26 protein-coding genes and 1 riboswitch are annotated in these 24,767 nt (G+C 68.8%); of the genes, 13 read left to right on the top strand and 13 right to left on the bottom strand.

Annotation, left to right across the window (positions count from 1 at the left end):
- Positions 1–24: 24 nt before the first annotated feature.
- Positions 25–480: a VOC family protein gene (locus tag ABQF13_RS15760; protein WP_448393700.1), complete on the top strand. Its 456-nt coding sequence runs from the start codon at positions 25–27 to the stop codon at positions 478–480.
- A 6-nt stretch (positions 481–486) separates the two neighbouring features.
- On the opposite strand, the gene ABQF13_RS15755 is transcribed toward ABQF13_RS15760, so the two are convergent.
- The 4 genes from ABQF13_RS15755 to ABQF13_RS15740 form a co-directional block, all read right to left on the bottom strand.
- Positions 487–3,192, bottom strand: coding sequence for a family 1 glycosylhydrolase (locus ABQF13_RS15755; protein ID WP_448393699.1), 2,706 nt, complete (start codon positions 3,190–3,192; stop codon positions 487–489).
- Between the two features lie 137 nt (positions 3,193–3,329).
- Positions 3,330–5,009, bottom strand: a complete 1,680-nt coding sequence (locus ABQF13_RS15750) for a 4Fe-4S binding protein (RefSeq protein WP_448393698.1) — start codon at positions 5,007–5,009, stop codon at positions 3,330–3,332.
- Between the two features lie 22 nt (positions 5,010–5,031).
- Positions 5,032–6,060: an AurF N-oxygenase family protein gene (locus tag ABQF13_RS15745; RefSeq protein ID WP_448393697.1), complete on the bottom strand. Its 1,029-nt coding sequence runs from the start codon at positions 6,058–6,060 to the stop codon at positions 5,032–5,034.
- 141 nt (positions 6,061–6,201) lie between these two features.
- Positions 6,202–6,642 (bottom strand): CAP domain-containing protein, encoded by a 441-nt coding sequence (locus ABQF13_RS15740; protein WP_448393696.1) that lies wholly within the window; start codon positions 6,640–6,642, stop codon positions 6,202–6,204.
- A 218-nt stretch (positions 6,643–6,860) separates the two neighbouring features.
- Here ABQF13_RS15740 and serC point away from each other — a divergent pair, with 218 nt between their 5' ends.
- A complete protein-coding gene (gene serC, locus ABQF13_RS15735; RefSeq protein ID WP_448393695.1) occupies positions 6,861–7,973 on the top strand; it encodes a phosphoserine transaminase in 1,113 nt (370 codons plus the stop codon).
- 86 nt (positions 7,974–8,059) lie between these two features.
- Positions 8,060–8,863, top strand: coding sequence for a septation protein SepH (gene sepH, locus ABQF13_RS15730; RefSeq protein ID WP_448393694.1), 804 nt, complete (start codon positions 8,060–8,062; stop codon positions 8,861–8,863).
- An 84-nt stretch (positions 8,864–8,947) separates the two neighbouring features.
- Here sepH and ABQF13_RS15725 read toward each other — a convergent pair whose 3' ends face one another.
- The gene (locus ABQF13_RS15725) at positions 8,948–9,220 is read right to left on the bottom strand and encodes a DUF2537 domain-containing protein (protein WP_448393693.1); all 273 of its coding nucleotides are present in this window, start codon (positions 9,218–9,220) and stop codon (positions 8,948–8,950) included.
- On the bottom strand, positions 9,217–10,065 hold the full coding sequence (locus ABQF13_RS15720; protein ID WP_448393832.1) for a TrmH family RNA methyltransferase: 849 nt from the start codon (positions 10,063–10,065) through the stop codon (positions 9,217–9,219). The genes ABQF13_RS15725 and ABQF13_RS15720 overlap by 4 nt, the downstream gene beginning before the upstream one ends.
- A 30-nt stretch (positions 10,066–10,095) precedes the next feature.
- Here ABQF13_RS15720 and ABQF13_RS15715 point away from each other — a divergent pair, with 30 nt between their 5' ends.
- Positions 10,096–10,344: a DUF2530 domain-containing protein gene (locus ABQF13_RS15715; RefSeq protein WP_448393692.1), complete on the top strand. Its 249-nt coding sequence runs from the start codon at positions 10,096–10,098 to the stop codon at positions 10,342–10,344.
- Positions 10,345–10,371: 27 nt separating this feature from the next.
- Complete coding sequence (locus ABQF13_RS15710) at positions 10,372–10,827, top strand: SRPBCC family protein (protein ID WP_448393691.1); 456 nt, start codon at positions 10,372–10,374, stop codon at positions 10,825–10,827.
- Here the strand turns inward: ABQF13_RS15710 and ABQF13_RS15705 are convergent.
- The gene (locus ABQF13_RS15705) at positions 10,824–11,594 is read right to left on the bottom strand and encodes a DUF3027 domain-containing protein (RefSeq protein WP_448393690.1); all 771 of its coding nucleotides are present in this window, start codon (positions 11,592–11,594) and stop codon (positions 10,824–10,826) included. The genes ABQF13_RS15710 and ABQF13_RS15705 overlap by 4 nt on opposite strands.
- An 88-nt stretch (positions 11,595–11,682) precedes the next feature.
- Between ABQF13_RS15705 and ABQF13_RS15700 the strand changes: the two genes are divergently transcribed.
- Together ABQF13_RS15700 and ABQF13_RS15695 are read left to right on the top strand one after the other, a co-directional pair.
- On the top strand, positions 11,683–13,356 hold the full coding sequence (locus ABQF13_RS15700) for an MFS transporter (protein WP_448393689.1): 1,674 nt from the start codon (positions 11,683–11,685) through the stop codon (positions 13,354–13,356).
- A complete protein-coding gene (locus tag ABQF13_RS15695) occupies positions 13,353–13,835 on the top strand; it encodes a DUF2771 domain-containing protein (protein ID WP_448393688.1) in 483 nt (160 codons plus the stop codon). Before ABQF13_RS15700 ends, ABQF13_RS15695 begins: the two co-directional genes overlap by 4 nt.
- A gap of 5 nt (positions 13,836–13,840) precedes the next feature.
- On the opposite strand, the gene ABQF13_RS15690 is transcribed toward ABQF13_RS15695, so the two are convergent.
- Together ABQF13_RS15690 and ABQF13_RS15685 are read right to left on the bottom strand one after the other, a co-directional pair.
- On the bottom strand, positions 13,841–14,857 hold the full coding sequence (locus ABQF13_RS15690; protein WP_448393687.1) for a glutathione S-transferase family protein: 1,017 nt from the start codon (positions 14,855–14,857) through the stop codon (positions 13,841–13,843).
- Positions 14,858–14,941: 84 nt separating this feature from the next.
- Positions 14,942–15,352, bottom strand: coding sequence for a cold-shock protein (locus tag ABQF13_RS15685; protein WP_448393831.1), 411 nt, complete (start codon positions 15,350–15,352; stop codon positions 14,942–14,944).
- Positions 15,353–15,549: 197 nt separating this feature from the next.
- Between ABQF13_RS15685 and ABQF13_RS15680 the strand changes: the two genes are divergently transcribed.
- The 4 genes from ABQF13_RS15680 to ABQF13_RS15665 all read left to right on the top strand — a co-directional run bounded on the left by ABQF13_RS15680 (position 15,550) and on the right by ABQF13_RS15665 (position 19,046).
- The gene (locus ABQF13_RS15680; protein ID WP_448393686.1) at positions 15,550–15,963 is read left to right on the top strand and encodes a YccF domain-containing protein; all 414 of its coding nucleotides are present in this window, start codon (positions 15,550–15,552) and stop codon (positions 15,961–15,963) included.
- Positions 15,960–17,018: a GTP 3',8-cyclase MoaA gene (gene moaA, locus ABQF13_RS15675; protein ID WP_448393685.1), complete on the top strand. Its 1,059-nt coding sequence runs from the start codon at positions 15,960–15,962 to the stop codon at positions 17,016–17,018. Before ABQF13_RS15680 ends, moaA begins: the two co-directional genes overlap by 4 nt.
- Positions 17,019–17,022: 4 nt before the next feature.
- A complete protein-coding gene (locus ABQF13_RS15670; protein ID WP_448393684.1) occupies positions 17,023–17,289 on the top strand; it encodes a MoaD/ThiS family protein in 267 nt (88 codons plus the stop codon).
- Between the two features lie 240 nt (positions 17,290–17,529).
- Positions 17,530–17,720: riboswitch (cyclic di-AMP (ydaO/yuaA leader) on the top strand.
- A 9-nt stretch (positions 17,721–17,729) separates the two neighbouring features.
- Complete coding sequence (locus tag ABQF13_RS15665) at positions 17,730–19,046, top strand: transglycosylase family protein (RefSeq protein WP_448393683.1); 1,317 nt, start codon at positions 17,730–17,732, stop codon at positions 19,044–19,046.
- Between the two features lie 14 nt (positions 19,047–19,060).
- Here the strand turns inward: ABQF13_RS15665 and ABQF13_RS15660 are convergent, their stop codons facing one another.
- The 4 genes from ABQF13_RS15660 to ABQF13_RS15645 all read right to left on the bottom strand — a co-directional run bounded on the left by ABQF13_RS15660 (position 19,061) and on the right by ABQF13_RS15645 (position 20,659).
- Positions 19,061–19,486 carry a molybdenum cofactor biosynthesis protein MoaE gene (locus ABQF13_RS15660; RefSeq protein WP_448393682.1) on the bottom strand — a complete coding sequence of 142 codons (426 nt, stop codon included), beginning with the start codon at positions 19,484–19,486 and terminating at the stop codon, positions 19,061–19,063.
- Complete coding sequence (locus ABQF13_RS15655; protein WP_448393681.1) at positions 19,483–19,959, bottom strand: MogA/MoaB family molybdenum cofactor biosynthesis protein; 477 nt, start codon at positions 19,957–19,959, stop codon at positions 19,483–19,485. Before ABQF13_RS15655 ends, ABQF13_RS15660 begins: the two co-directional genes overlap by 4 nt.
- Positions 19,956–20,381 (bottom strand): cyclic pyranopterin monophosphate synthase MoaC, encoded by a 426-nt coding sequence (gene moaC, locus ABQF13_RS15650; RefSeq protein ID WP_448393830.1) that lies wholly within the window; start codon positions 20,379–20,381, stop codon positions 19,956–19,958. The genes ABQF13_RS15655 and moaC overlap by 4 nt, the downstream gene beginning before the upstream one ends.
- 83 nt (positions 20,382–20,464) lie before the next feature.
- Entirely contained in the window at positions 20,465–20,659 is a 195-nt protein-coding gene (locus tag ABQF13_RS15645) for a hypothetical protein (protein ID WP_448393680.1), read from the bottom strand.
- 65 nt (positions 20,660–20,724) lie between these two features.
- Between ABQF13_RS15645 and ABQF13_RS15640 the strand changes: the two genes are divergently transcribed.
- Positions 20,725–22,971 carry a helicase-associated domain-containing protein gene (locus tag ABQF13_RS15640; RefSeq protein WP_448393679.1) on the top strand — a complete coding sequence of 749 codons (2,247 nt, stop codon included), beginning with the start codon at positions 20,725–20,727 and terminating at the stop codon, positions 22,969–22,971.
- A gap of 143 nt (positions 22,972–23,114) precedes the next feature.
- Positions 23,115–24,764, top strand: a complete 1,650-nt coding sequence (locus ABQF13_RS15635) for a DNA repair helicase XPB (RefSeq protein WP_448393678.1) — start codon at positions 23,115–23,117, stop codon at positions 24,762–24,764.
- The last annotated feature ends 3 nt before the right edge of the window (positions 24,765–24,767 follow it).

Raw genomic sequence — 24,767 nt, 5'->3', positions numbered from 1 at the left:
CCGCCAGATAACGAGAGGACGCCCATGGCCATTGAAGTTCAGCCCGCCGTATCCCCGATGCTCACGGTCAGCGACGGCGCGGCAGCCATCGACTTTTACGTCAAAGCGTTCGATGCCGAGGAACTGGGCCGAGTGCCCGCGCCCGACGGTAAGCGGCTGTTTCACGCCGCGCTGCGCATCAACGGGACGCTGGTGATGCTCAACGACGACTTCCCCGACATGAACGACGGCAAGTCGGTGACGCCGGAAGCGTTGGGCGGTTCGCCGGTCACCATCCACCTCACCGTCACGGATGTGGACGCCAAGTTCCAGCAGGCCGTCGACGCCGGCGCCACCGTCGTCATGCCGCTCGAGGACATGTTCTGGGGCGACCGGTACGGCGAGGTGCGCGACCCGTTCGGGCACATGTGGTCGTTGGGTCAGCCGGTGCGCGAGGTCAGCCAGGAGGAGATCGACCAAGCGGTCAAGCAGATGCAGTAGGCGAGGTCAGGCGCCGCCGGGAACGTAGTTCTGCAGCACGTCGATGGGCAGCGCGTTGGCGCCGGTGATGGCGCTGATGGCCGCGATGCTGTCCGGCTTCGGGGTGCGTTCGAGCTCGGGGGTTGTGGGGTCCGATCCGTAGAGGCCGAAGTGCAGGTCGTAGCCGTGCGCCCATTCGAGGTTGTCGACAAACGACCAGTAGATGTAGCCGCGGATGTCCACGCCGTGAGCGACGAGGTCCTGCACGACCGCGATGTGGTTGGTCAGGTACGACGGTCGTTTCGAGTCGCCGGCGTCGGCGATGCCGTTCTCGGTGATCCAGATCGGCTTGCCGTAGGAGGCCGCGACTTCGAGCACCTCGCGGAAGCCGCCCGGGTCGGTGGGCTGGTTGAAGTCGCTGCACGTGGGCGAGCTGGCCGAGCAGCGCACGGGCAGGCCCTGCAGGAACGGGATGCCGGGCACCGGGGCCAGCCCGAAACCCTGCATCGGCTGCGAGCCGTAGTACTGCACGCCCAAAAAGTCGACCTTGTCCATGAAGTCGGGGTGGATCTCGTCGAGCGTTTTGATGCCGTCGAAGTTGGCGTCCACCCAGCCGTCGATCACGGCGTTGGGGAACCAGTGGTTGTAGTACTTGTTCCAGGCTTCGGCGGCCTGCACGTCGAGCGGGTTGTTCGGGTTGGCCGGTCGCGCGGGGATCATGTTGTTGCTGAAGCCGACGGACGCGGCGGGCTGACCGTCGGTCGCCGCCGTGGTGTCCCAGGTGTGGATCGCGTCGTAGGCGGCGACGTGGCCCTTGGCCTGGTTGACCAGGAAGGTGGCGGCCAGGTCGGGGCGCACGATCCCCGGCGGCCAGTGCGGGATCGGGCTGCCGGGGATCGGCGGTGACAGGTATTGGGTCAGGATCGGTGGGAACGGCTCGTTGAGCGTCACCCAGTGGTCGACCTGATCGCCGTACTTCCAGGCCAGATACGCCGCGTACTTCTCGTATTCGACGGGCGTGGACGACGACAACCAGCCCGCCGAGTGGGCGGGCAGCCCGAACTGGACCAGCAGCCGCGTCTTGGCCGGGTCGTGCACCCACACCGGCAGGGTGAAGTGCGTGACGGTGACCATCGGCTCCAGGCCGTGCGCACGCAGCGAGGCCAACACGTCACGGTAGTGCTCGACCTCCTGCTGGTTGGCCAGCGCATCGAGCGCCTGCAGGTCGGCCAGGCTGACACCGCCACCTTCATCCGAGATGTCCACCGACGCCGTCGATTCCGGGAAGATGCGGCTCCACTCGATGCCCATCCGGAAGGTGTTCATGCCCAAGTCGTCGCGAGCCAGCGCCGCGTCGGCGTCGTAGTTGAGGTAGGCGCCCGGCCCGTCCTCAGGCACCCCTCTGGTCAACCCGAGCAGCTGGTTGAACGGGTCGTGGGTCCAGCGGTACCAGTCGGAGTTGGTGTCCATGGGCACCCCGGGACCGCCTTCGGCCTGAAAGCCCGAATGCGCGACGCCCCAACCAAATCCGTCGGGGAATGACAGGTCGACGCCGTCGACCGGGGTGACGTTGACGGTGATGGTGCGGGTGGCCCGGTGACCTCCGCCGGGATAGACCAGGTTGCCGACGATCGGCACGAACTGCAACAGCCCCCGGGGTCCGTGAATGTGCAGTCCGGCGGCCGAGTCGTCGGCCACCACGGTGAACGAGTCCCACCCGCCGACCGCCGCCATGGCGTTCATCGGCCGGTAGGTGAAGTTGCCGTCGGCGTCGAGCTCGACCACACCGCCGTTGAGCGGACGACCGACGACGGTGTAGGTCAGCGGATCTCCGTCGCGGTCGGTGATGCCTACGTTGCCGGTGATGATCACCTCGCCGTCGACGAGGCTCTGCGTGTAGGGCAACAGCTCGGCCGACACCCTGGGTGTGGAGTTGAACAGCTCGCGTCGCACCCACGCCAGCAGCGTCCACACGGTCGGCGGGCCGCTCGGCGGCGCAGGCAGGCCCGCGGCGAACGGCGCCAGGACCGCGTTGACGACGCTGAACACGATGCCCGTCACGTAGGTGATGGCGGTGCTCGGGTCGAACGCGGTGGGCCACGGTCGCAGCGACGGGAACGCCGGCGCGTTCCACGTGGTGACCGTCGCAGCGGTCGGTGAGGAGGTTTGTGCGGCAAGCGAAGTGATGGCCACCTCGGCGGTGTCGGGTGGCGACGCGTCGATGGTTTCGTCGTCGTCCGCGTCGTTGTCGACGTCATCGTCGAATCGGGTGGCGTTGATCGTGGCGGTGGGCGAGGCGGCGACGGGCTCTTCGGCGGCGGACCCGTCAGTACTATCGGGTTGCTCGGCCTCGGCTTCAAGTTCAACTTCGACTTCCGGTTCGGGCTCCGGCTCAGCTTCGGGCTGCGACTCGGGCTCGGCGTCGAGCTCGAGTTCAGCTTCCGGCTCGGGCTCGACTTCCAACTCGGCTTCGGCTTCGGCTTCGGCTTCCGGCTCAGGCTCGGCTTCCGGGTCAAGCTCGGAGTCTGATTCGGCGTCGACGCTGCTCTCATCAGCCTGCGGCGACTCCGCGGTGCGGAGACTCGAGGATTCCGACGACGGTGCGCTCGGCGACTCGCCACCGGACCCGTCTGCCCACGCCATTCCCGAGCCATAGCCGGTGGCCACCGCGATTCCGACTCCCAAGGCGACAGCAAGACTTCCGACCCGACCGACGTATGCCGCAGCGTTCATGCTGTTGCTATACCGTCGAAGGCGCGGTTTATCAGGCGATTCGGCGGATTCGTCGGCGGCTAAGTTCGCAAACTGCGTTTCTGCAGAGGAAGTTCGAGTAGCGGCCAGCTAAACCGCAGTCTCGCGGGTACGGAGGGTCAGCGGCGCAAACCGGCGAGCACGCGTTCGTGCAACGGCGGCTTGGGCGCCTCCGCCGCGGCGGCAAGCATGTCGGCGACCGCGGTGAACTTGTTGCGCGGACGATCACCGCCACCGCGGGCGACTTCCGCGGCGTCGATCGTGCGCCATCCAGCCGCATCGACTACGTCCGGACACCTGCGTCGCACCAGCTTGTCCAGCGCGCCCGGCTTGTCCGCCGGATCGACCAGCAGGCCGTCGTTGTAGTCGGCGACCAGGTTGTGCACGGTCTGCGCGGCGCAGGACTTGTTGGTGCCGATGAACCCCGTCGGCCCGCGTTTGATCCACCCGGCCACGTAGCTGCCGCGCACCGGCGCAGCCGTGTGGTCGAGGACCCGGCCGCCGTCGTTCGGCACCAAGGCCTTGGTCTCGTCGAATGGCAGGTCGCGAACGGGCTTGCCGCGGTAGCCGATTGAGGTCAGCACCAACCCTGCGTCGAGCCGGCGAACATCGTCGTCGCTACCGGTCACGGTGAACTCCACACCGTCGGCGCGCCGCGTACCGCACACCTGCTTGGGTGTCAGGTGATAAGCCAACCGGATCCGGGGCCGGGTCGCCGGGGCTGCGGCGTCACCAAGCCGGCTGAGAATCCGCAATTTGTTGCGCGACAACGGGTCTGTGGCGGCAGCCAGATCCCGGGCCACACGTTCGTGATCGGCGGCGTCGAGCACCACATCGCAAGCGGCCGACAGCCCGATCAACTCCGGCAACGTGAACGCCGAATCCGCGGGACCGCGCCGGGCGGCGATCACCACCTCGCGGACCTTCGAGGCGCGCAGCGCGTCCAGCGCATGGTCGGCGATGTCGGTACGCGCCAGCACATCGGGATCGGTGGTGAGGATGCGGGCGACATCCAGCGCGACGTTGCCGTTGCCGATAAGGACCACGCGCTCGTGCCCGAGATCGACTGGCAGCGAGGTGAATTCAGGATGACCGTTGTACCAGGCGACGAATTCGGTGGCGGTGCCGGTGCCCGGCATCGCCATGCCGTCGATGTCGAGGCGACGGTCGTTGGGCGCGCCGACGGCGTAGAGCACGGCGTGGTGGTGGGCCAGCAGATCGGCGTGCGTGAGGTCGGTTCCCACCTCGACGTTGAGATAGAACGCGAACCCAGGCTGGTCGGCGATCTTGTCGAAGAGCCGCGTCACCTGCTTGGTGCTCTGGTGGTCGGGTGCGACACCTGCGCGCACCAGTCCGTAAGGGGCGGGCAACCGCTCGAAGACGTTGACCCGCACACCGCGCTGGGTGAGTAGTTCGTCGGCGGCGTACATCGCCGCGGGACCGGAGCCGACGATCGCGACGGTCAGCGGCCCACCGGGGCGCGGATCGATTTTCGGCGCATCGGGCACCGGCGCCAGCTTCGACGTCGGCGGCAGCTTACCTTCGCGCTCAGGGTAAAAGGCAGCGTTGAGTTCGACGAACGGCTGCTGCTCGGGCGTCAGCTGGGTATCGGGCGCGATCGCCCCCACCGGGCAGGCCGATACACACGCACCGCAGTCAACACACGCCGCGGGGTCGATGTAGAGCATCTCGGCGGTGGTGAAGCCGGGTTCGTCCGGCGTCGGGTGGATGCAGTTCACCGGGCAGGCGAAGACACAAGACCCGTCGCCGCAACACGACTGGGTGATCACATGGGGCACGAAGCCTCACGCCTCCTTGGGGTTACGCGGCGGCAGCGACGACGTGCTGGCGGGCCGGTTCGCTGCGGTAGCGGCTGGGCGGACCGTCGATCTTGCAGATCCGCCACACCAGCTTCGCGATCGGGTTCATCAAACCGGTGTTATGGCACAGCATCCGGACATCACCGAACATGTCGCGCAGCATCTGCCGCGACTCCGGCGAGCGGAAGAACACTTCCTTGCGCACCGAACGCGGGATGTCGAATTCCTTCCAGAACGCACGCGGCGGAACGATGATCGCCGAGCACAGGATCCGCATGACCAACGGCACATAGATCGACAACCCGAACCGCTTGCGGCGCGGCAGGTGCGGCAGCCGCTTGCGCAGGTACTCGTGCGCGAACGAGATGTGGCGAGCCTCCTCGGCGACGTGGATGGCCATCACCCGTTCCATGATGGGGTGCAGCTCGCGCCCTTCGCGCAGCACGTTTTTCTGCGTGTGGTCGATGGGCTCCTCGCCGGCAAGGATGCCGAACCAGAACGGGATCGGCAGCGGCCCGGCCACCAACGGGATCACCGGCTGGACCCACTTGAGCAGCCGCGGCATACCCGGCACGTCGGCGCCGGTGCGGTTCACCATCTCCTGAAACATCATGGTGTGGTTGCACTCTTCGACCGCCTCGTGCAGGCAGTAGCGGTATTCCGGCGAGCCGTTGGGCGTCCAGAACGCGTACTCCATCAGGCCGCGGATCAGGATCGACTCGAAGTGCAGGCCGACCTTGGCGACGTTGGCCTGCCGCCACATCCCGATCTCGATCTGCCGCTCGACTGGTTGCGCCTGATACCAGGGGTGCCGGCCGAACGGGTCGGTGCCCGGCAGAATCCAGCGCGGGTCGTTGTCGACGACTTCGAACTCCGGAGAGTCCCAGTCGATGTCGGTGTACGGGTTGAAATTGCGCCGTACCGAGCCCTCCGAGAGGGTGTTCAGCATTTCGGCGTAAGCCTTGTCTTCGGGGCTGTCGCCGATCTCCATGTTGCGACGCCAACGCCTGACCATGCGTGTCCGGGCCATTCGAAGCCTCCCATGAGGTTTACATCTACCGGGCAGATGTACACAGTACCGGAGGTATCGCATATTTGGTAGACCCGCTGGCCAGGATGTGGTCCAGCCACGCCAGCCCACGACTATGTGACGGGCGTCACAGAACGGAACCTACCGCTTCCCGAAGTCCCCTGCCGCCGACATCTTCATGCCGTTGCTCACCGTCGAGAAGCCGGCTTCGGTGAATCCGCAGTCGGTGATGATCGCGCGGTGGCCCGGGCTGTTCATCCACCACTTCACCGCGGCATCGGGGTTGCGGGCGGTGCCGGTGCCCCAGAAGACGACCTCGCCCACGGTGGCGTTGGGCCCATAGCCGGCGTCGCGCACCCGCTGCACGACCGACGATCCGTCCGTACCGACATGGCCCTGCGCGCCGTTGACCAGCACGTCGTGGGCGTGCCGCGCGGCGGCGGCCGCAAGCTGCGGGTTGGGCGCGACCGGGCCGCAGCCGTTGGCCGCACGGGTCGCGTTGATCAGGTTCAGCACTGCGCCGCCCTCGTCACCGCCGTTAGCCTGGGCCGGCGCGACAGCGAGCATCGACACGAAGAGCATCACGGCCGCCGTACAGGCCGGCGGGTAGGTCGAAACTTTCCCTCTAAACACGTGCCCCCCAGAACGGGCTCGATTTTTCGGTCCCCCGACCTGAGGCCAAGTATGACCGATCGGGCACCGATGGATAACGTTTCGGCCACATTTTCAGATTTTCCGGCGTTTCTGCCGGCCGACATCCCGGCCGTAGCTGCCCAACGGCGGTCATTACTCTTGGGTCCATGGCCGAACTGACGATTCCCGACGACCTCAAGCCCGGCGACGGACGGTTCGGCTGCGGGCCCTCCAAAGTTCGGCCCGCGCAACTGCGGGCGCTGGCCGACGCGGGCGATCTGTTCGGCACGTCGCACCGGCAGGCGCCGGTGAAGAACCTGGTCGGTCGCGTCCGCGACGGGTTGCGGACACTGTTCTCGCTGCCCGACGGCTACCAGGTGATCCTCGGCAACGGCGGCACCACCGCGTTCTGGGATGCCGCCGCGTTCGGCCTGATCGACAAGCGCTCGCTGCACCTGACCTACGGCGAGTTCAGCAGCAAGTTCGCCTCCGCGGTGGCCAAGAACCCGTTCGTCGGCGACCCCGTCGTCATCAAGGCCGACCCGGGCAGCGCCCCCGAACCCCAGGCCGACCCGTCCGTCGACCTGATCGGCTGGGCGCACAACGAAACCTCAACGGGCGTCGCGGTTCCCGTGCAGCGACCGGACGGTTCCGGGGACGCGTTGATCGCAATCGACGCCACCTCGGCGGCGGGCGGGCTGCCGGTGGATATCCGTGACGCCGACGCCTACTACTTCGCACCGCAGAAGAACTTCGCCAGCGACGGCGGCCTGTGGGTCGCGATCTTCTCGCCGGCCGCGCTGGCCCGCGTCGAGGCCATCGCCGCCTCGGGCCGCTGGGTGCCCGAGTTCTTGTCCCTACCGATAGCGATCGACAACAGCCTCAAGAACCAGACCTACAACACCCCGGCGATCGCCACCCTGGTCATGTTCGCCGAGCAGCTCGACTGGATGCTGGGCAACGGCGGACTGGACTGGGCGGTCAAACGCACCGCGGACTCGTCGCAGCGGCTGTACGGCTGGGCGGAGGCGTCGCAGTTCGCCACACCGTTCGTCACCGATCCGCAGCTGCGCTCGCAAGTGGTGGGCACCGTGGATCTCACCGACGACGTCGATGCGGCGGCCGTGGCCAAGACGCTTCGCGCCAACGGAATCGTCGACACCGAGCCGTACCGCAAACTCGGGCGCAACCAGCTGCGGATCGGGATGTTCCCGGCGATCGAACCCGACGACGTCAGCGCGCTGACCGCATGCGTCGACTGGGTGGTGGAACGGCTCTGAGGTCACCGCGTGTCTGCGCGGTAACGGGGAGATAACGCAGTAGGGTCCGGTTGATCGGGCTTGGCGCTAGCCCTGAGGAGGTCGGCATGCGAGAACTCAAGGTCGTTGGTCTTGACGTCGACGGCAAACACATCGTCTGCGAGGCCGACGGCTCTTCGGAGAAGTTCATTCTGCGCTCAGATGAGCGGTTGCGGGCGGCTGTGCGTGGCGACAGAAGCGGCTCGAGTCAAACACGAAGCGATGTCGAGGTCTCAAACGTGCTGCGTCCCAAAGAAATTCAAGCCCGGATCCGCGCGGGTGCGTCCGTCGAACAGGTTGCGTCCGCTGCAGGCGTCGACGTGGAACGCGTCGAACGCTTCGCCCACCCGGTGTTGCTGGAACGCTCACGCGCCGCAGAACTGGCGACCGCGGCGCATCCGGTGCTCGCCGACGGCCCGGCGGTGCTGACCCTGCTGGAGACGGTGACCACGGCCCTGATCGCGCGCGGCTTGAACCCCGACGCGACCACCTGGGACGCCTGGCGCAACGAGGACGGCCGCTGGACCGTGCAGCTGGCGTGGAAGGCTGGCAAGTCCGATCTGCAGGCGCACTTCCGGTTCACCCCCGGTGCCCACGGCGGCACGGTGACCGCGTTCGACGACGCGGCCTGCGAGCTGATCGACCCGAACTTCGCGCGGCCACTGCGGCCCGTCGCCCCGGTCGCCGATCTCGACGACGACGAACGGCCGATGCTGCCCGATACGGCACCGACCGCCCAGGCCGCAGCCGAGCCGGAACCCCGAACCGAGCCGCCCGCCGAGCCGAAGCCGGCGCGGGCCCGCAAAGGTAAGCCGCCGGTGCCGGCGTGGGAGGACGTGCTGCTGGGCGTGCGCTCCAGCGGCCAGCGCTAACTTTTCTACCGCCGAGCAGACGCGAACTCGCATCAGAACCGCGTGTTGCGTGCGAGTTTGCGTCTGCTCGGCGGTAGAACGCGGTCACCCGCCGACGGCGATGGCTGCCACCGCGATCCAGGCCCCGGCCACCCCGACGCCGGCCCCCAGCACGAACCACCGCCAGACCGGCAGCTGGCGCCAACCCCACACGGTCGGCGCCAGCCCGCCGACGGCAACGAGGTTGAGACCGAGCGCCAACAGCGGATGCACGCGCATCAGCCCGAGGCTGAGCACCACGATTGCCGCCGCGATGACAGCCGCGACGAACGCCGCGACCGTCAGACCCATGGCCCACGGCGTCGAGTCGTCGGTCACGAATCCAACCTAGTCCGTTCGTAGAACGCCAGCGCGGCAGCCGTCGCGACGTTGAGCGAGTCGGTAGCCCGCGACATCGGGATCCGCACCCGCAGATCGCTGGCTCGCATCACGCGTTCGGTGAGGCCGGGACCTTCGGCGCCGACGAGGATGGCGACCTTGCGGTCTGCGAGGGCAGGCATCACGTCGGCCAGCGTGTCCGCCGCGGGATCAGGGGTCATCGCCAGCAGCGTAAACCCGTTGTCGCGCAACACCTGCAGATCTTTGGGCCAGTCACTCGCCCACGCGTAGGGCACCAGCAGCGCATGACCCATCGACACCCGCACGGCGCGCCGGTAGAGCGGGTCGGCGCAGCCCGCGCCGAACACCACCGCGTCGACGTCGAGCCCCGCGGCGTTGCGGAAGATCGAGCCGAGGTTCTCATGGTCGTTGACACCCTCGAGCACCGCGACGGTACGGGCGCACCTGCCCGATGTCGCCGGCCCCCCGGCTCCGGCGAGCACCGCCGGGAGCGACAACTCTCCCGGACGCGACGCCGACGCCAGCACGCCGCGGTTGAGATGAAAACCGACCACCTCGGCCATCACGTCGGGCGCCACGCGGTAGTACGGCGCGTCGACCCCGTCGAGGTCCGCGGCCAACTCGGCGAGGCGGCGGTCGTTGCCCATCACCGCGCGCGGGGTGAACCGCGAGGCCAGCATCCGCTGGACCACCAGCACACCCTCGGCGATCACCAGGCCCTTGCCGCTGGGCAGGTCGGGACGGCGGTCCACGCTGTTGAGATCTCGAAAGTCGTCTAGCCGCGGGTCGGCGGGGTCAGCGACGTCAACGACGTTCACGTGCAGAAGGGTAGCGATCGGCTACGTTGATCAGCGATGTCAGCCAACGACCCGGTGCCCCCTTCGCTGCCGCCGGCGCTGCTCAACCCGTGGCCGGTTATTGTGGTGATCGTCGCAGGTTGGGTGGTCGCCGCGGTGCTGTCGTTCACCGTGTCGGGGTTGGCGGAGTGGAGGCCCTACACGGTGGCCGGACTCGGCGTCGGCGCCCTTGGCACGGTCATCTTCCTGTGGCAACGCTCCGCAGTGCGCCGCGGCGCCCGAGGCGCACAGAGCGGGCTGGACTGAATTCGGCGACCAGACAAGGGGATCACCATGGCAGCTCCGTTGCTGCAGGCACAGATCGATATCAACGCACCGGTCTCGAAAGTCTGGGAGCTGGTTTCGGATCTGCGCAAGATGCCGCAGTGGAGCCCGCAGTGCCGACGGATGATCCCGCTGGGCGGGCCACCGCGCCAAGGCAGCCGGACCATCAACATCAACCGTCGCAACATGCTGTTCTGGCCCACCACGAGCCGCATCACGGAGTTCGTTCCGGAAAAGAAGCTGGCGTTCCGGGTCAACGAGAACGGATCGGTGTGGACCTTCGAGCTCGAACCGACCGACACCGGCACCCGGTTGATGCAAGCCCGGCACGCCGAACACGGCGTCAAACCCATCTCCACCAAGCTCACGAACACGTTCTTCGGCGGCGTGGAGAGTTTCGAACATGAACTCGTCGACGGGATGAACCAGACGCTGGCCCGGATCAAGGCCGCCGCCGAAAACTAGTCGGTCGGCTCGGCCAGATCCAGCACGCTGTCGTCATACGGCGCGTATTGCGGGGATCCGCTGCCCGGCGGCTGCGGGGTATCCGAGTGCGCACCGCAGCCGTACTCGGAGTCCACGACGTGCCCGTCGGCGGAGAACTCGTTGGCGCACACCCCGAACATCACACCGAGGGATCCGGACAGCGGAACGTAGAAACCGCAATCACGACACACCCGTTTGGTCGAGCGGGCCATCGGCGAATGCGGACCGAAGTCACCGTCGTGCCAGCGTTGCGCGGCCCCGTCGCGCCCCCACGGCCCGAGCACCTGCCGCCGGCCCAGGCCGATATCGGCGGCGACCTCGTCGATCTGCGTGTCACCGCTGGCCATGTAGCCAGGCACCAGTCGGGGATCGTCGACCGGCGGGGCCAGCAGATCACCGGGGCTCAGGTCGCCCGGTTTGATGCGCTCCTCCCACGGCACCCACTTGGGCGCCAGCAACGCCGTCGGCCCCGGAACCAGGACGACCTCGCTGATCGTGGCCTGCTCGGCGCCCGGGCAGGCCGCGACGACGACGGCCCATTGCCAGCCGCGGTACCCGGGCATGTCCGCCAGGAACCGGTGGGTCGCCGCGGTGGGGTCCTCGAAGCTGGCGCCGAGGTACTCGCCGACAGTTTCCGCACCGCTGTGCTCGACGATCGCCGCGCGCGCTTCATCGACGGCGCTCATGAGCACCGTCTCCAAGTCCGGCGCTGCGCCTTGCTCGGCAGATTCGGTCATGCTGTCCATCGCCATTAATACTGCCCGACCGGCGCACTACTAGCCACACCGGTCGGCTACCCGCCCGCTGTCGCACCGATGGTGGAGAATCGACTTCGTGACCGGACCGCGGCGTGATCCTCGCTATTACCCGCCGCGTCCACCCGCGCAGTCCGACGGGGACGCTGCGGAACACCCCGGGATGGCCAATTACCCCAGCGACGGTGGCTACCGCCGGCCACGGCGCGACCCCGGGGGCGCCCCCAGCGCCAACCGGTGGCTGCCGCCGTTGGACGAATCAGCGCGCCAGTACCGCTACTCGACCCCGCCGCCGGGGGCGGGTGCCGCGGCCGGCGAGAAGGTCACGGTGACGCGGGCCGCCGCGCAGCGCAGCCGCGAGGTCGGGTCAAAGATGTACGGCCTGGTGCACCGCGCCGCGACGGCCGACGGCGCCGACAAGTCCGGGCTGACCGCGCTGACCTGGCCGGTGGTCGCGAACTTCGCCGTCGACGCCGCGATGGCCGTCGCGCTGGCCAACACCCTGTTCTTCGCCGCGGCCACCGCCGAGAGCAAGAGCAAGGTCGCGCTCTACCTTCTGATCACGATCGCGCCGTTCGCGGTCATCGCACCGCTGATCGGCCCGGCGCTCGACCGGTTGCAACACGGCCGCCGGATCGCGCTCGCGATGTCGTTTCTGCTGCGCACCGTGCTGGCCGTGCTGCTGATCGCGAACTACGACGGGGCGACGGGCAGCTTCCCGTCCTGGGTGCTCTACCCGTGCGCGCTGGGAATGATGGTGCTGTCCAAGTCATTCAGCGTGCTGCGCGGCGCCGTCGCACCCCGGGTGCTGCCCCCCACGATCGACCTGGTCCGGGTGAACTCGCGGCTGACCATCTTCGGCCTGCTCGGCGGAACCATGGCCGGCGGTGCGATCGCCGCGGGCGCCGAATATTTGTTCAACTTGTTCGAGGTGCCCGGCGCGCTGTACGTCGTGGTCGCGGCGACGGTGGCCGGTGCGGTGCTGGCGATGCGGATACCGAAGTGGGTCGAGGTGACCGCGGGCGAGGTGCCCGCGACGCTGAGCTACCACGGCGGCGACGACGAGCTGCGCCGCGGACCCGCGCAGCAGCCAGCCCGTGGTGTGGCGCGGCAACCGTTGGGCCGCAACACGATCACCGCGCTGTGGGGTAACTGCACGGTCAAGGTGATGGTCGGGTTCCTGTTCCTGTATCCGGCGTTCGTGGCCAAGTCGCACGACGCCAGCGGGTGGGAGCAGCTCAAGATTCTCGGCCTGATCGGGGCGGCCGCAGCGGTCGGCAACTTCGCGGGCAACTTCATCGCCGCGCGGCTCCAACTCGGCCACCCAGCACAGTTGGTGGTGCGCTGCGCGACCGCGGTCACCGTCGGCGCGCTGCTCACCGCGGTCAGCGGCGACCTGTTGGTGGCCGCGCTCGCGACGCTGATCACCTCCGGGGCCAGCGCCATCGCCAAGGCCTCGCTGGACGCGTCACTGCAAGACGACCTACCCGAGCGGTCGCGCGCGTCGGCGTTCGGCCGCTCGGAGTCGTTGCTGCAGTTGGCCTGGGTCGCCGGCGGAGCCATCGGCGTGCTGATCTACACCGAACTGTGGGCCGGGTTCACCGCGATCACCGCGTTGCTGATTCTCGGCCTGGCCCAGACGGTGGTCAGCTACCGCGGCGACTCGTTGATCCCGGGCTTCGGCGGCAACCGCCCTGTGCTCGCCGAGCAGGAAGGCGGCCGGGTCGATCCCGAGGCGGTGAAGCGTCGGTGAAACGCGTCGTCGGCTCCCTGGCGGCCGTGGCGCTCCTCGCCTCGATCGGCACCGGGGTGCTGATCTGGCGGCTGACCCAGGACCCGCCGCCCCGACATCCCCAGATCAGCGCATACACCGACGGCCAACTCGCCAGGGTGGACCCGTATCGGTACTGCCGGGTGCTCGACCCGACCGATTGCGAAACTCCGCGCGCCGCAGGTGAACTCCACGTCGACGCCGAGCACGCCGTGCAACTGTCGGTGCCGCCGGCCATCTCCCGCGCGCCGTGGGTACTGGTGCGCACCTATGAGGGTGACGACGTCGTCGAGGAGTTCCGGCCCGACGCCAGGAACGCGGTCACCATCCCCACCGTCGACGCGCACCGCGGCAAGCTGTTCGGCTTCGCCGTGCAACTCCCGACGCTGGTGCGCGACGAAGACGGCAACGAGTTCCCGGTGCCGCACGCCGAGTGGTCGGTGCGCACGGTCTGGCCGTAAACGCGCTAAGCCGCGCCGTGGCCCGGCAGCACCCGCTCACCCTCCACCGGCGGGCCCGGCGGTGTACCGTCGCCGAACGGCCTGCCACCCAACGCTTCTCGCTCGTGCGGGGTGAGCCAACTGGACAACTCGGGGCCCTTCGGAACGACCTGGGTCGGGTTGATGTCGGTGTGCACGATGTAGTAGTGCTGCTTGATCTGCGCGAAGTCGATGGTGTCGCCGAAACCGGGCGTCTGGAACAGGTCACGCGCGTACGCCCACAGCACCGGCAGCTCAGAAAGCTTCTGCCGGTTGCACTTGAAGTGCCCGTGATACACCGGATCGAAGCGGGCCAGCGTGGTGAACAGCCGCACGTCGGCCTCGGTGATGGTGTCGCCGACCAGATACCGCTGCTCGGCCAGCCGGTCCTCGAGCCAGTCGAGCGCGGCGAACAATCGGTCATAGGCCTTGTCGTAGGCCTGCTGTGAACCGGCGAACCCGCAGCGGTACACGCCGTTGTTGATCTCGGTGTAGATGCGCTGGGCGACTTCGTCGATCTCGTCGCGTAGTGGCTCGGGATACAGCTGCGGCGCGCCGTCGCGGTGATACTCGGTCCACTCGGTGGAGAAGTCCAGCGTCATCTGCGGGTAATCGTTGGTGACCACCTCGCCGCTGCGCACGTCGACGATCGCGGGCACCGTGATGCCCTTGGGGTAGTCGGGGAACCTCTTGAAATATGCCTCCTGCAGGCGTGGGATTTTGAGCACCGGGTCCACCCCGCCGGGGTCGAGGTCGAAGGTCCAGCTGCGTTCGTCGTGGGTGGGCCCGCAAAAACCAATGGACAGCGCGTCTTCCAGGCCCAGCAGCCTGCGGACGATGATGGTGCGGTTGGCCCACGGGCAGGCCCGCGCCACGATCAGCCGGTAGCGACCCGGCTGCACCGGGTACCCGTCGCGGCCGTCGGCCGTGATGCGGGTCGTGATGTAGTCGGTGTCACGGTTGAACTCGCCAGCTGACTTGGCCTTGTCGGCGACATAGCTCACGCTCTTGGTTCTACCCGAACTGCCGCCACCGTAAGCAGGATCAGTTCAGCCTCATCGTGCAACCGGGGACGGCGCGAAAAAGGCTCAGGCGTCCAGTTCTCGCGCGACGGCGCGCACCACCTCGGACACCCGGCGCGCGGTCTTGCGGTCCGGGTAGCGACCTTTGCGGAGGTCCGGCTGCACGGCGCTTTCCAGCAGCGTGATCATGTCCTCGATCATCCCGTGCAGTTCGTCCGGGCTGTGCTTGCGCTCGGCGGCGGCGGCCTCGCGGCGGGTACGGGTCAGGCTGGGCGGCGGGTCGAGGACCGTCACGCTCAGCGCCTGCGGCCCGCGACGTCCGGAGGCGATGCCGAACTCCACGCGCTGGCCGGCCTTGAGGGTCTCGACGCCCGCGGGCAATGCCGAGGACCGGACATACACGTCCTCGCCGTCCTCTTGCGACAAGAACCCGAAACCCTTCTCGGCGTCGTACCACTTCACCCGGCCGGTCGGCACTGGTCTCACCTACTGTCTTTGGAAGCTCTCACATGACGAACGCGTCCCGCTTGCGCCGGGACGCGATGGGCTGATCCTACTCGGCCACCACGGACGCCAGCATCCTGATTACCCAGGATTGTCCGACAGCGACCCGCCCCTATCGACGGCGACCGCACGCCCCACTGGGTAGGCTGAAACGACCGCTGGAGGTGAGAATGCGCCTGATCCTGAACGTCATTTGGTTGATCTTCGGTGGTCTGTGGCTGGCTCTGGGCTACCTGCTGGCCGCCCTCATCTGCTTCGTCCTGATCATCACGATCCCGTTCGGGTTCGCCGCGCTGCGCATCGCCTCCTATGCGCTGTGGCCGTTCGGCCGCACCATCGTGGAAAAACCGGGCACCCGGCCAGGCGCGCTGATCGGCAACGTCATCTGGGTGCTGTTGTGCGGAATCTGGTTGGCCATCGGCCACGTCGTCAGCGCGGTGGCGATGGCGGTGACGATCATCGGTATCCCGCTGGCGCTGGCCAACCTCAAGATGATCCCGGTGTCGCTGGTGCCACTCGGTAAGGAAATCGTGCCCGTGGACCGGGTGGGCCCGGCCTTCGACTCAACGCGAGCCGCCGCATGACCCTCGTCGACCTCGGTGTGCCGTCGCTGGGACCGGCTCGGCCCGCCCCGATGTCCGGTCCGCTGATCGACACCTTCGGCCGGATCGCCACCGACCTGCGGGTGTCGCTGACCGACAGGTGCAACCTGCGCTGTACCTACTGCATGCCCGCCGAGGGGATGGACTGGCTGGCCGATGACGCGCTGCTGCGCCACGACGAGCTGATCCGACTGCTGCGTATCGCCGTCACCCGGTTGGGCATCACCAGCGTGCGCTTCACCGGCGGTGAGCCGCTGGTGTCGCGACGTCTCGAGGACGTCGTCGCCGCGACGGCTGCGCTGCGGCCCCGCCCGGAAATCACGTTGACCACTAACGGAATCGGGCTCGCCAAGCGGGCGGCGAAGTTGGTGCAGGCCGGGCTGGACCGGATCAACGTGTCGCTGGACACCCTCGACGCCGCGCGCTTTGCCCGGATCACCCGGCGCGACCGCCTGCGCGACGTGCTGGCCGGCCTGGCGGCCGCCAAGGCCGCGGGGCTCGACCCGGTCAAGGTCAACGCGGTGCTCGACCCGGAAACCGGCCTCGACGACGCCGTCGCGCTGCTGCGCTACTGCCTTGAGCACGGCTACCAGCTGCGGATCATCGAGCAGATGCCGCTGGACGCCGGCCACGCATGGCAGCGCAACCGGACCATCAGCGCCGACGAAGTGCTGGACACGCTTGGTCACCATTTCCAGCTGGCCCCTGATACCGCGCCGCGCGGATCAGCGCCGGCCGAACTGTGGCAGGTCAGCGACGAGTCCGGTCTGGCCGGCAAGGTCGGTGTCATTGCCTCGGTGTCGCACGCGTTCTGTTCGGCGTGCGACCGCACCCGGCTCACCGCCGACGGCCAGGTCCGCAACTGCTTGTTCGCACGCGAAGAAAGCGACCTGCGCCGGCTGATCCGCACCGGCGCCGACGACGACGCGCTGGAGGCCGCGTGGCGGGCCGCGATGTGGACCAAGGCCGCCGGCCACGGCATCAACGATCCCGGGTTCGTCCAGCCGGACCGGCCGATGAGCGCGATCGGCGGATAGCCCGATGACGTCGACCACGACGGTGCAGGTGACCGTCCGCTATTTCGCCGCCGCGCGGGCGGCCGCCGGTAACGATGCGGAGACGATTCGGATCGAACCGGGCACGACGGTCGCCGATCTGGTCGATCAGCTCAGCGCTCGGGACGCGAAGCTGGCGAAAGTCCTGATGCGCTGCACTTTTCTGTGCGACAGCATCGCCGTGCGGGACACCGCCACGGTGTTGCGCCAAGGCCAAACCATCGATGTCCTGCCGCCCTTTGCCGGCGGTTAACCGTGATTTGCATCACATAACGAAATGGTCACGGGCTGGCTACAGCGCGATGTATCGCCGGACAGTCCTGCGAAAACGCGTTACTTTGCTGGGCCTTTAGAGCTCTTTTAGAATTTGCCGCGCGCCGAAACGCCGTTACTGGCAAAAGATGACGGGTCCCCGGAGAGCCGATACGGTTCTGCCAAGCCATCGACCTCTAATCGATCGGCCCGCCGTGCCCAGCCGCGCCGAGCTCCATCCGCTGACGCACGGCCCCACCAGAAACAATTTGGATGGAGGCGGGGGACCCAACCGGTCCGCCGAAAAGCTAGCGGACCCGGAGTCTTTGGATTCCTTGGGGTGAAGCTGTCATTGTCGCCGACGATGACGGCCGGGCAACCTCTCCAGCCCGAACCCGACAGCTGACCTCGCAGGCGCCGACGAGAGGACCTAGCGCACGCATGAGTGGACGACACCGTAAGAAGCCCACTACATCGGCCGTAAACGTCGCCAAGTTCGCCTTCACCGGCGCTGTCATCGGTGGCGGAAGCATCGTGTTGGCCGGGACCGCAAACGCCGCCACCGACCACGAATGGGATCAGGTCGCCAAGTGTGAATCCGGCGGCAACTGGGCGATCAACACCGGCAACGGGTATCAAGGCGGGCTGCAGTTCGCGCCGAGCACGTGGAGCGGACACGGCGGCAGTGAGTTCGCGCCCGCCGCGCATCTGGCCACCAAGGAAGAGCAGATCGCGGTCGCCGAGCGCGTGCTGGCAAGCCAGGGCAAGGGCGCCTGGCCGTCGTGTGGTGGTCCGCTTTCCGGTCACACCCCGCGCAATGTCGTCGACGAGCCACAGCCGCTCGACGCCCCGGCCGTCAACGGCGTGCTGCCGCCTCCGCCGCCGCTTGACCCGTTCGCTCCGCCTCCGCCGGTCGACGCGCTCGCCGCGCCGCTGCCCGAAGCACCTCCGCCGCCGCCACCGCCGGCCCCGCCTGCTCCGGGTCAGGTCGACATGCTTTCCGCGCCGCTACCCGAGGCTCCCCCGCCGCCGCCGCCACCACCTCCGGCGCCCCCCGCGCCGCCGCTTGACCCGTTCGCTCCGCCTCCGCCGGTCGACGCGCTGGCGGCACCACTGCCCGAAGCCCCCTTGCCGCCGCCACCTCCGGCGCCCCCGGCCCCACCCGCGCCGGCCCCCGTCGACGCGCTGGCGGCACCACTGCCCGAAGCCCCGCCCCCACCCGTCGACCCGTTCGCACCATCGCCACCCCCGGCACCGGCCCCGCCGATCGAGGAGACCGTCACGCAGTCCGTCGGGGACTGGGACGTCGCCGTCGACGGCGTGGTTCCTGGCGAGCAGCCGCAGCTGTGGTCGCTGAACGCCGGCGCACCGCTGCAACCGGCTCCCCCGGCCCCGCCCGCGCCGGCTCCGGTCGACCCGGCGGCTGCGCTGAACGCTGTGGACATCCCCATGCCCGCGATGAACGCGGCCAACCAGGTGGTCAGCGGCGAGATTCCGTTGCCGCCAGAGGGCGTGCCGCACCTGGCAAGCCCGCAGAACCTGCCGCCCGGCACGACGACCGATCGCTCCCAGGCTCCGACGCAGAGGCCGAATGTCGGCTACCTCAAGGAGATCTGGCACGCGATCCAGACCCAGGAGATCAGCGGCACCGATGCGCTGCTGGCGCTGACCCAGCGTCCGCTGACCACTCCGGACAACCCGGGCGGTCCGGCGCCCAACCTTCCGGTTGAGCCGGCGGCACCGCCGCCTCCGGCCTGACCGCACAGCAGGCGTTACGCCGAGCCGACCCACTCCTCGGAGCCGTCGGCGAAGAACTGGTGCTTCCAGACCGGCAGTCGCTCCTTGACGGTGTCGACGAGCCGCGCGCACGTCTCGAACGCCGCCGCGCGGTGGTCGGCTGAAACAGCGGCGACCAACGCCGCGTCGCCGATCCGCAGGGCGCCGATGCGATGGCTGACCGCTATCGCCCGCACCCCAGAACAGTCCGCGGCGATCTCAGCGGCCACCTCGGCTATGGTCTGCGCCGCGGTCGGGTGCGCGGAGTACTCGAGTCGCGTCACCGTGCGTCCGTCGTCGTGGTCCCGCACCACGCCGGCGAACCCGACGACCGCGCCGGCCGCCTCGTGGGCCACCAGCGCCTCGTGCTCGGCCAGCTCGATCACGTGCTCGCTCACGTCCGCGCGCAGTACCTCGGTCATCGTGGATGGTCTCCGCCCGCCAGTTGATCCAGGGCGTGCTCGAGGACGTCGCCGAGCACGCCGAGCCCGTCCTTCACCCCGCCGGGCGAGCCCGGCAGGTTCACGATCAAGGTGCGGCCCCGCACGCCGCACACCCCACGCGACAGAATCGCCGTCGGCACCTTCGGCAGACCGGAACGCCGGATCGCATCGGCCAGCCCGGGGATCTGGTAGTCGACGATGTCGGCGGTGGCGTCTGCGGTGCGGTCGGTGGGTGAGACACCGGTGCCGCCGGACGTGATCACCACGTCGGCGCGGTCGTCGACCGCGCCGAGCAGCGCGTCGGCGACCCCCGGCCCGTCGGCGACCACCACGGGCGGCGGGGTGACGATGCCGCGCGCGTTGAGCCAGTCGACGACGATCGGCCCGCAGCGGTCCTCGTACACGCCGGTGGCCGCCCGTGTCGAAGCGATCAAGACCCGCCCGGATCTCATCGGGACCACGTCCCGGTCTTGCCGCCTTCTTTGCGCAGCACCCGCACGTTCTCGATGCGGGCGGCGGGGTCGACGGCCTTGATCATGTCGTAGAGCGTCAGCGCGGAAAGGCTGACCGCGGTCAACGCCTCCATTTCGACGCCGGTGCGGTCGGTGCTGCGCACGGTGGCCGTGATGGCCACCTCGGCGTCGCCGACCTCGAAGTCGACGTCGACGCCGGTGAGGGACAACTGGTGGCAGAGCGGGATGAGGTCGCTGGTGCGTTTGGCGGCCTGGATCCCTGCGATACGCGCGGTGGCCAGCGCGTCACCTTTGGGCAGGCCACCCGATGCGATCAACGCGATGACGTCGGCCCTGGTGACCAGGGTGCCCGCCGCGACGGCGGTGCGCTTGGTGGCGTCCTTCGCGGTCACGTCCACCATGTGGGCCGCACCCGATTCGTCGACGTGGGACAGGCGACGCCGGGCCGAGCCGGACGGATCACCCTGCGCGCCGTTGGACACCGTTATCTGTTGACGACGGTGACCGGGTGTAGGTAGGGCAGGTCCTCGGAGGGGAGCGGAAACGCGAGGTCCCCGAAGGGCGACAGCGCGCCGGTGCGGTCCGCGGCGAGCTCGCTCACCGGGTGGTCGTCCTCACCGTCAACCGCCGGCCAGCCTGGGTCGACGTACTGCTTCTTCTGCCGCTTGTTGTCTGCCACGCCCACATTGTGGCAAATGCGGTGGCCAGAGGCGACACCGGCGTGCTGGCTTACCCTGGTCGACGATGTCCGAGAACCCTCCAGTCGTTCCACTGGGCGCCTGGCTGGCCGACCTTCCCGACGAGCGGCTCATCCGATTGCTGGAGGTGCGACCCGACCTCACCCAACCGCCGCCGGGCACGATCGCCGCCCTGGCCGCCCGCGCCCAGGCCCGCCAGTCGGTCAAAGCCGCCACCGATGACCTCGACTACCTGCAGTTGGCGGTGCTCGACGGCTTGCTGGTACTGCACGGCGACACCACAGCCGTACCGCTGACCAAACTGCTGGAGCTGTTCGGCGACCGGGCACCGCAAGTCACCGTCGTCGCCGCCGTCGACGCGCTGCGGGAGCGCGCGCTGGTGTGGGGTGACACCGCGCTGCGGGTGGTCGCCGAGGCCGCCGCCGGGCTGCCCTGGTTTCCCGGACAGGCCACGGTCGAAGACACCGACCCCACCGACCTGCCCGACCGGCTGGCCGCGCTGGACGAGGCGCAGAGCGAGCTGCTGCACAAGCTGCTGGAAGGCTCACCGGTGGGCCGTACCCGCGACGCCGCGCCGGGCACCCCGCCGGACCGCCCGGTGCAGCGGCTGCTGGCGGCCGGGTTGCTGCGCCAGCTGGATTCCGAGACGGTGATCCTGCCGCGGCTGGTCGGCCAGGTGCTGCGCGGCGACGTCCCCGGCCCGGTCACGCTGACCCCGCCCGACCCGGTGGTGTCGACAACCACCGCAGCCGACGTCAACGCGGTCGCCGCGGGAGCGGTGATCGACCTGCTGCGCGAGGTCGAGGTGGTGCTCGACACGCTCAGCGCAGCCCCGGTTCCCGAGCTGCGCAGCGGCGGGCTCGGGGTGCGCGACCTCAAGCGGCTGGCGAAGAGCACCGGCATCGAGGACGGCCGGCTGGGCCTGCTCCTCGAGGTGGCTGCGGCGGCCGGGCTGATCGCCGCCGGGATGCCCGAACCGGTGCCGCCCGACGACGCAGGCCCGTATTGGACGCCCACCGTGGCCGCTGACCGGTTCGTGGAATCGGCGACGGCGGCCAAGTGGCACCTGCTGGCGTCGACCTGGCTCGACCTACCGGCACGACCCGGCCTTGCCGGTAACCGCGGCCCGGACGGCAAACCCTATGCGGCACTTTCTGATTCGTTGTATTCGACCGCCGCACCGCTGGATCGGCGGCTGCTTCTCGAGATGCTGGCGGACCTGCCGGCCGGTGCGGGCGTCGCGGCGCAGGAGGCGTCGCAGGCGATGATCTGGCGCAGGCCACGCTGGGCGGTGCGGCTGCAGCCGGGACCGGTGGGCGACCTGCTGACCGAAGCGCACGCGCTCGGGGCGACCGGGCGCGGGGCGATCACCACACCGATGCGGGCATTGCTGGCCGGCGACGCCCCCGACGACGTCGTCAAGGCAATGAACAAGGTGCTGCCCAAGCCCATCGACCACTTTCTGCTGCAGGCCGACCTCACGGTCGTCGTCCCCGGTCCGCTGGAACGCAACCTGGCTGAGCAGTTGGCGACGGTGGCCGACGTCGAGTCGGCGGGGGCGGCGATGGTCTACCGCATCAGCGAAGCCTCGATCCGGCGCGCGCTCGACACCGGCCGCACCGCGAGCGAACTACACTCGCTGTTCGCCCATCACTCCAAAACCCCTGTACCGCAGGGGTTGACGTACCTCATCGACGATGTGGCCCGGCGGCACGGTCAGCTGCGGGTCGGCATGGCCGCTTCGTTCGTGCGGTGCGAGGACGCCGCCCTGCTGGCGCAGGCGGTTGCCGCACCGGCGACCGACGCGGTGGAACTGCGGTCACTGGCGCCGACGGTCGCAGTATCCCAGGCGCCGATCGCCGAGGTGCTCGCCGCGCTGCGGGCGGCCGGGTTCGCGCCCGCCGCCGAGGACTCCACCGGCGCGATCGTCGACATCCGGGTGCGCGGTGCCCGCGTGCCGGCGCCTCCCGGCCGACGGCGCGCCTACCGGCCGCCGACGCCTACCGCCCAGACGCTCGGTGCCATCGTCGCGGTGTTGCGCAAGGTCGCGGCCATGCCGTCGGCGTACCAGCGGCTCGACCCGGCCGTCGCGATCACTCAGTTGCAGGACGCGGCCCTCGCGCAGGAGTCGGTGGTGATCGGCTACGTCGACCCCGCGGGGGTGGCGACCCAGCGGGTGGTGGCGCCGGTCAACGTGCGCGGCGGCCAGCTGACCGCGTACGACCCCGCCACCGGGCGGATGCGCGAGTTCGCCATCCACCGGGTCACCTCGGTGGTCTCGGCCGCTGATTGAGGTTCCCCGCTGCGCGAGCGTGCGCGTTTGAGGGCGACACGCCGAGACAGAAGCGCAGTTCGCGCATGCTCGGCAGCGGGTGTCGGCGTCATCCGGATAATGGACGGAATGACCAGCCAGCGAGAAGCGAAGCGGGATCGCGCATGACCGACGGCCCCTTGATCGTGCAGTCCGACAAAACCGTGCTGCTCGAAGTCGACCACGCCCAGGCGGGTGAGGCGCGCGCGGCCATCGCGCCGTTCGCCGAGCTGGAACGCGCGCCCGAACACATCCACACCTACCGCATCACGCCGCTCGCGCTGTGGAACGCGCGCGCGGCCGGCCACGACGCCGAACAGGTGGTCGACGCGCTCGTGACCTTCTCGCGCTACGCGGTGCCGCAGCCGCTGCTCGTCGACATCGTCGACACCATGGCCCGCTACGGGCGGCTGCAGCTGGTCAAGCATCCCGCCCACGGGCTCACGCTGGTCAGCCTGGACCGCGCGGTGCTCGAGGAGGTGCTGCGCAACAAGAAGATCGCCCCGATGCTGGGCGCGCGCATCGACGACGACACCGTCGCCGTGCACAACAGTGAACGTGGCCGGGTCAAGCAGATGCTGCTCAAAATCGGCTGGCCGGCCGAGGATCTGGCCGGCTACGTCGACGGCGAGAAGCACCCGATCAGCCTGGCCCAGAACGGTTGGCATCTGCGTGACTACCAGGAGATGGCCACCGAGTCGTTCTGGGAGGGCGGCTCCGGTGTCGTGGTCCTGCCGTGCGGCGCGGGTAAGACGTTGGTGGGCGCGGCGGCGATGGCCAAGGCCGGCGCTACCACCCTGATCCTGGTGACCAACACCGTCGCGGGCCGCCAATGGAAGCGTGAGCTGATCAACCGCACGTCGCTCACCGAAGACGAGATCGGCGAGTACTCCGGTGAGCGCAAGGAGATCCGGCCGGTCACCATCGCCACCTACCAGGTCATCACCCGCCGCACCAAGGGCGAGTACCGCCACCTGGAGCTGTTCGACAGCCGCGACTGGGGGCTGATCATCTACGACGAGGTGCATCTGTTGCCCGCGCCGGTGTTCCGAATGACCGCCGACCTGCAGTCGCGGCGCCGGCTGGGTCTGACCGCGACGCTGATCCGCGAGGACGGCCGTGAGGGCGATGTGTTCAGCCTGATCGGCCCGAAGCGCTACGACGCGCCGTGGAAGGACATCGAGGCCCAGGGCTGGATCGCGCCGGCCGAATGCATCGAGGTGCGCGTGACGATGACCGACAACGAGCGCATGCTCTACGCGGTCGCCGAACCCGACGAGCGCTACAAGCTGTGCTCGACGGTGCACACCAAAATCGCGGTGGTGAAGTCGATTCTGGACAAACACCAGGGCGAACAGACGTTGGTGATCGGCGCCTACCTCGACCAGCTCGAAGAGCTCGGCGCGGAGTTGGATGCCCCGATAATCCAGGGCTCGACGAAGACCGCGGAGCGCGAGGCGCTGTTCGACGCGTTTCGTCGCGGTGAGATCAGCACGCTGGTGGTGTCGAAGGTGGCCAACTTTTCGATCGACCTACCCGAAGCCAGTGTGGCGGTTCAGGTTTCGGGAACCTTCGGATCGCGTCAAGAGGAGGCGCAGCGGCTGGGCCGGCTGCTGCGGCCCAAGGCCGACGGCGGCGGCGCGATCTTCTATTCGGTGGTGTCGCGTGACAGCCTCGACGCCGAATACGCCGCACACCGGCAACGCTTTCTCGCCGAGCAGGGCTACGGATATGTCATCAAGGACGCCGACGACCTCCTCGGCCCGGCGATTTGAGCC

The organism is Mycolicibacterium sp. XJ879, from assembly GCF_053483935.1.
The sequence above is the reverse complement of the archived record's forward strand: the minus strand, read 5'-3'. Positions and strand labels throughout refer to the sequence as shown.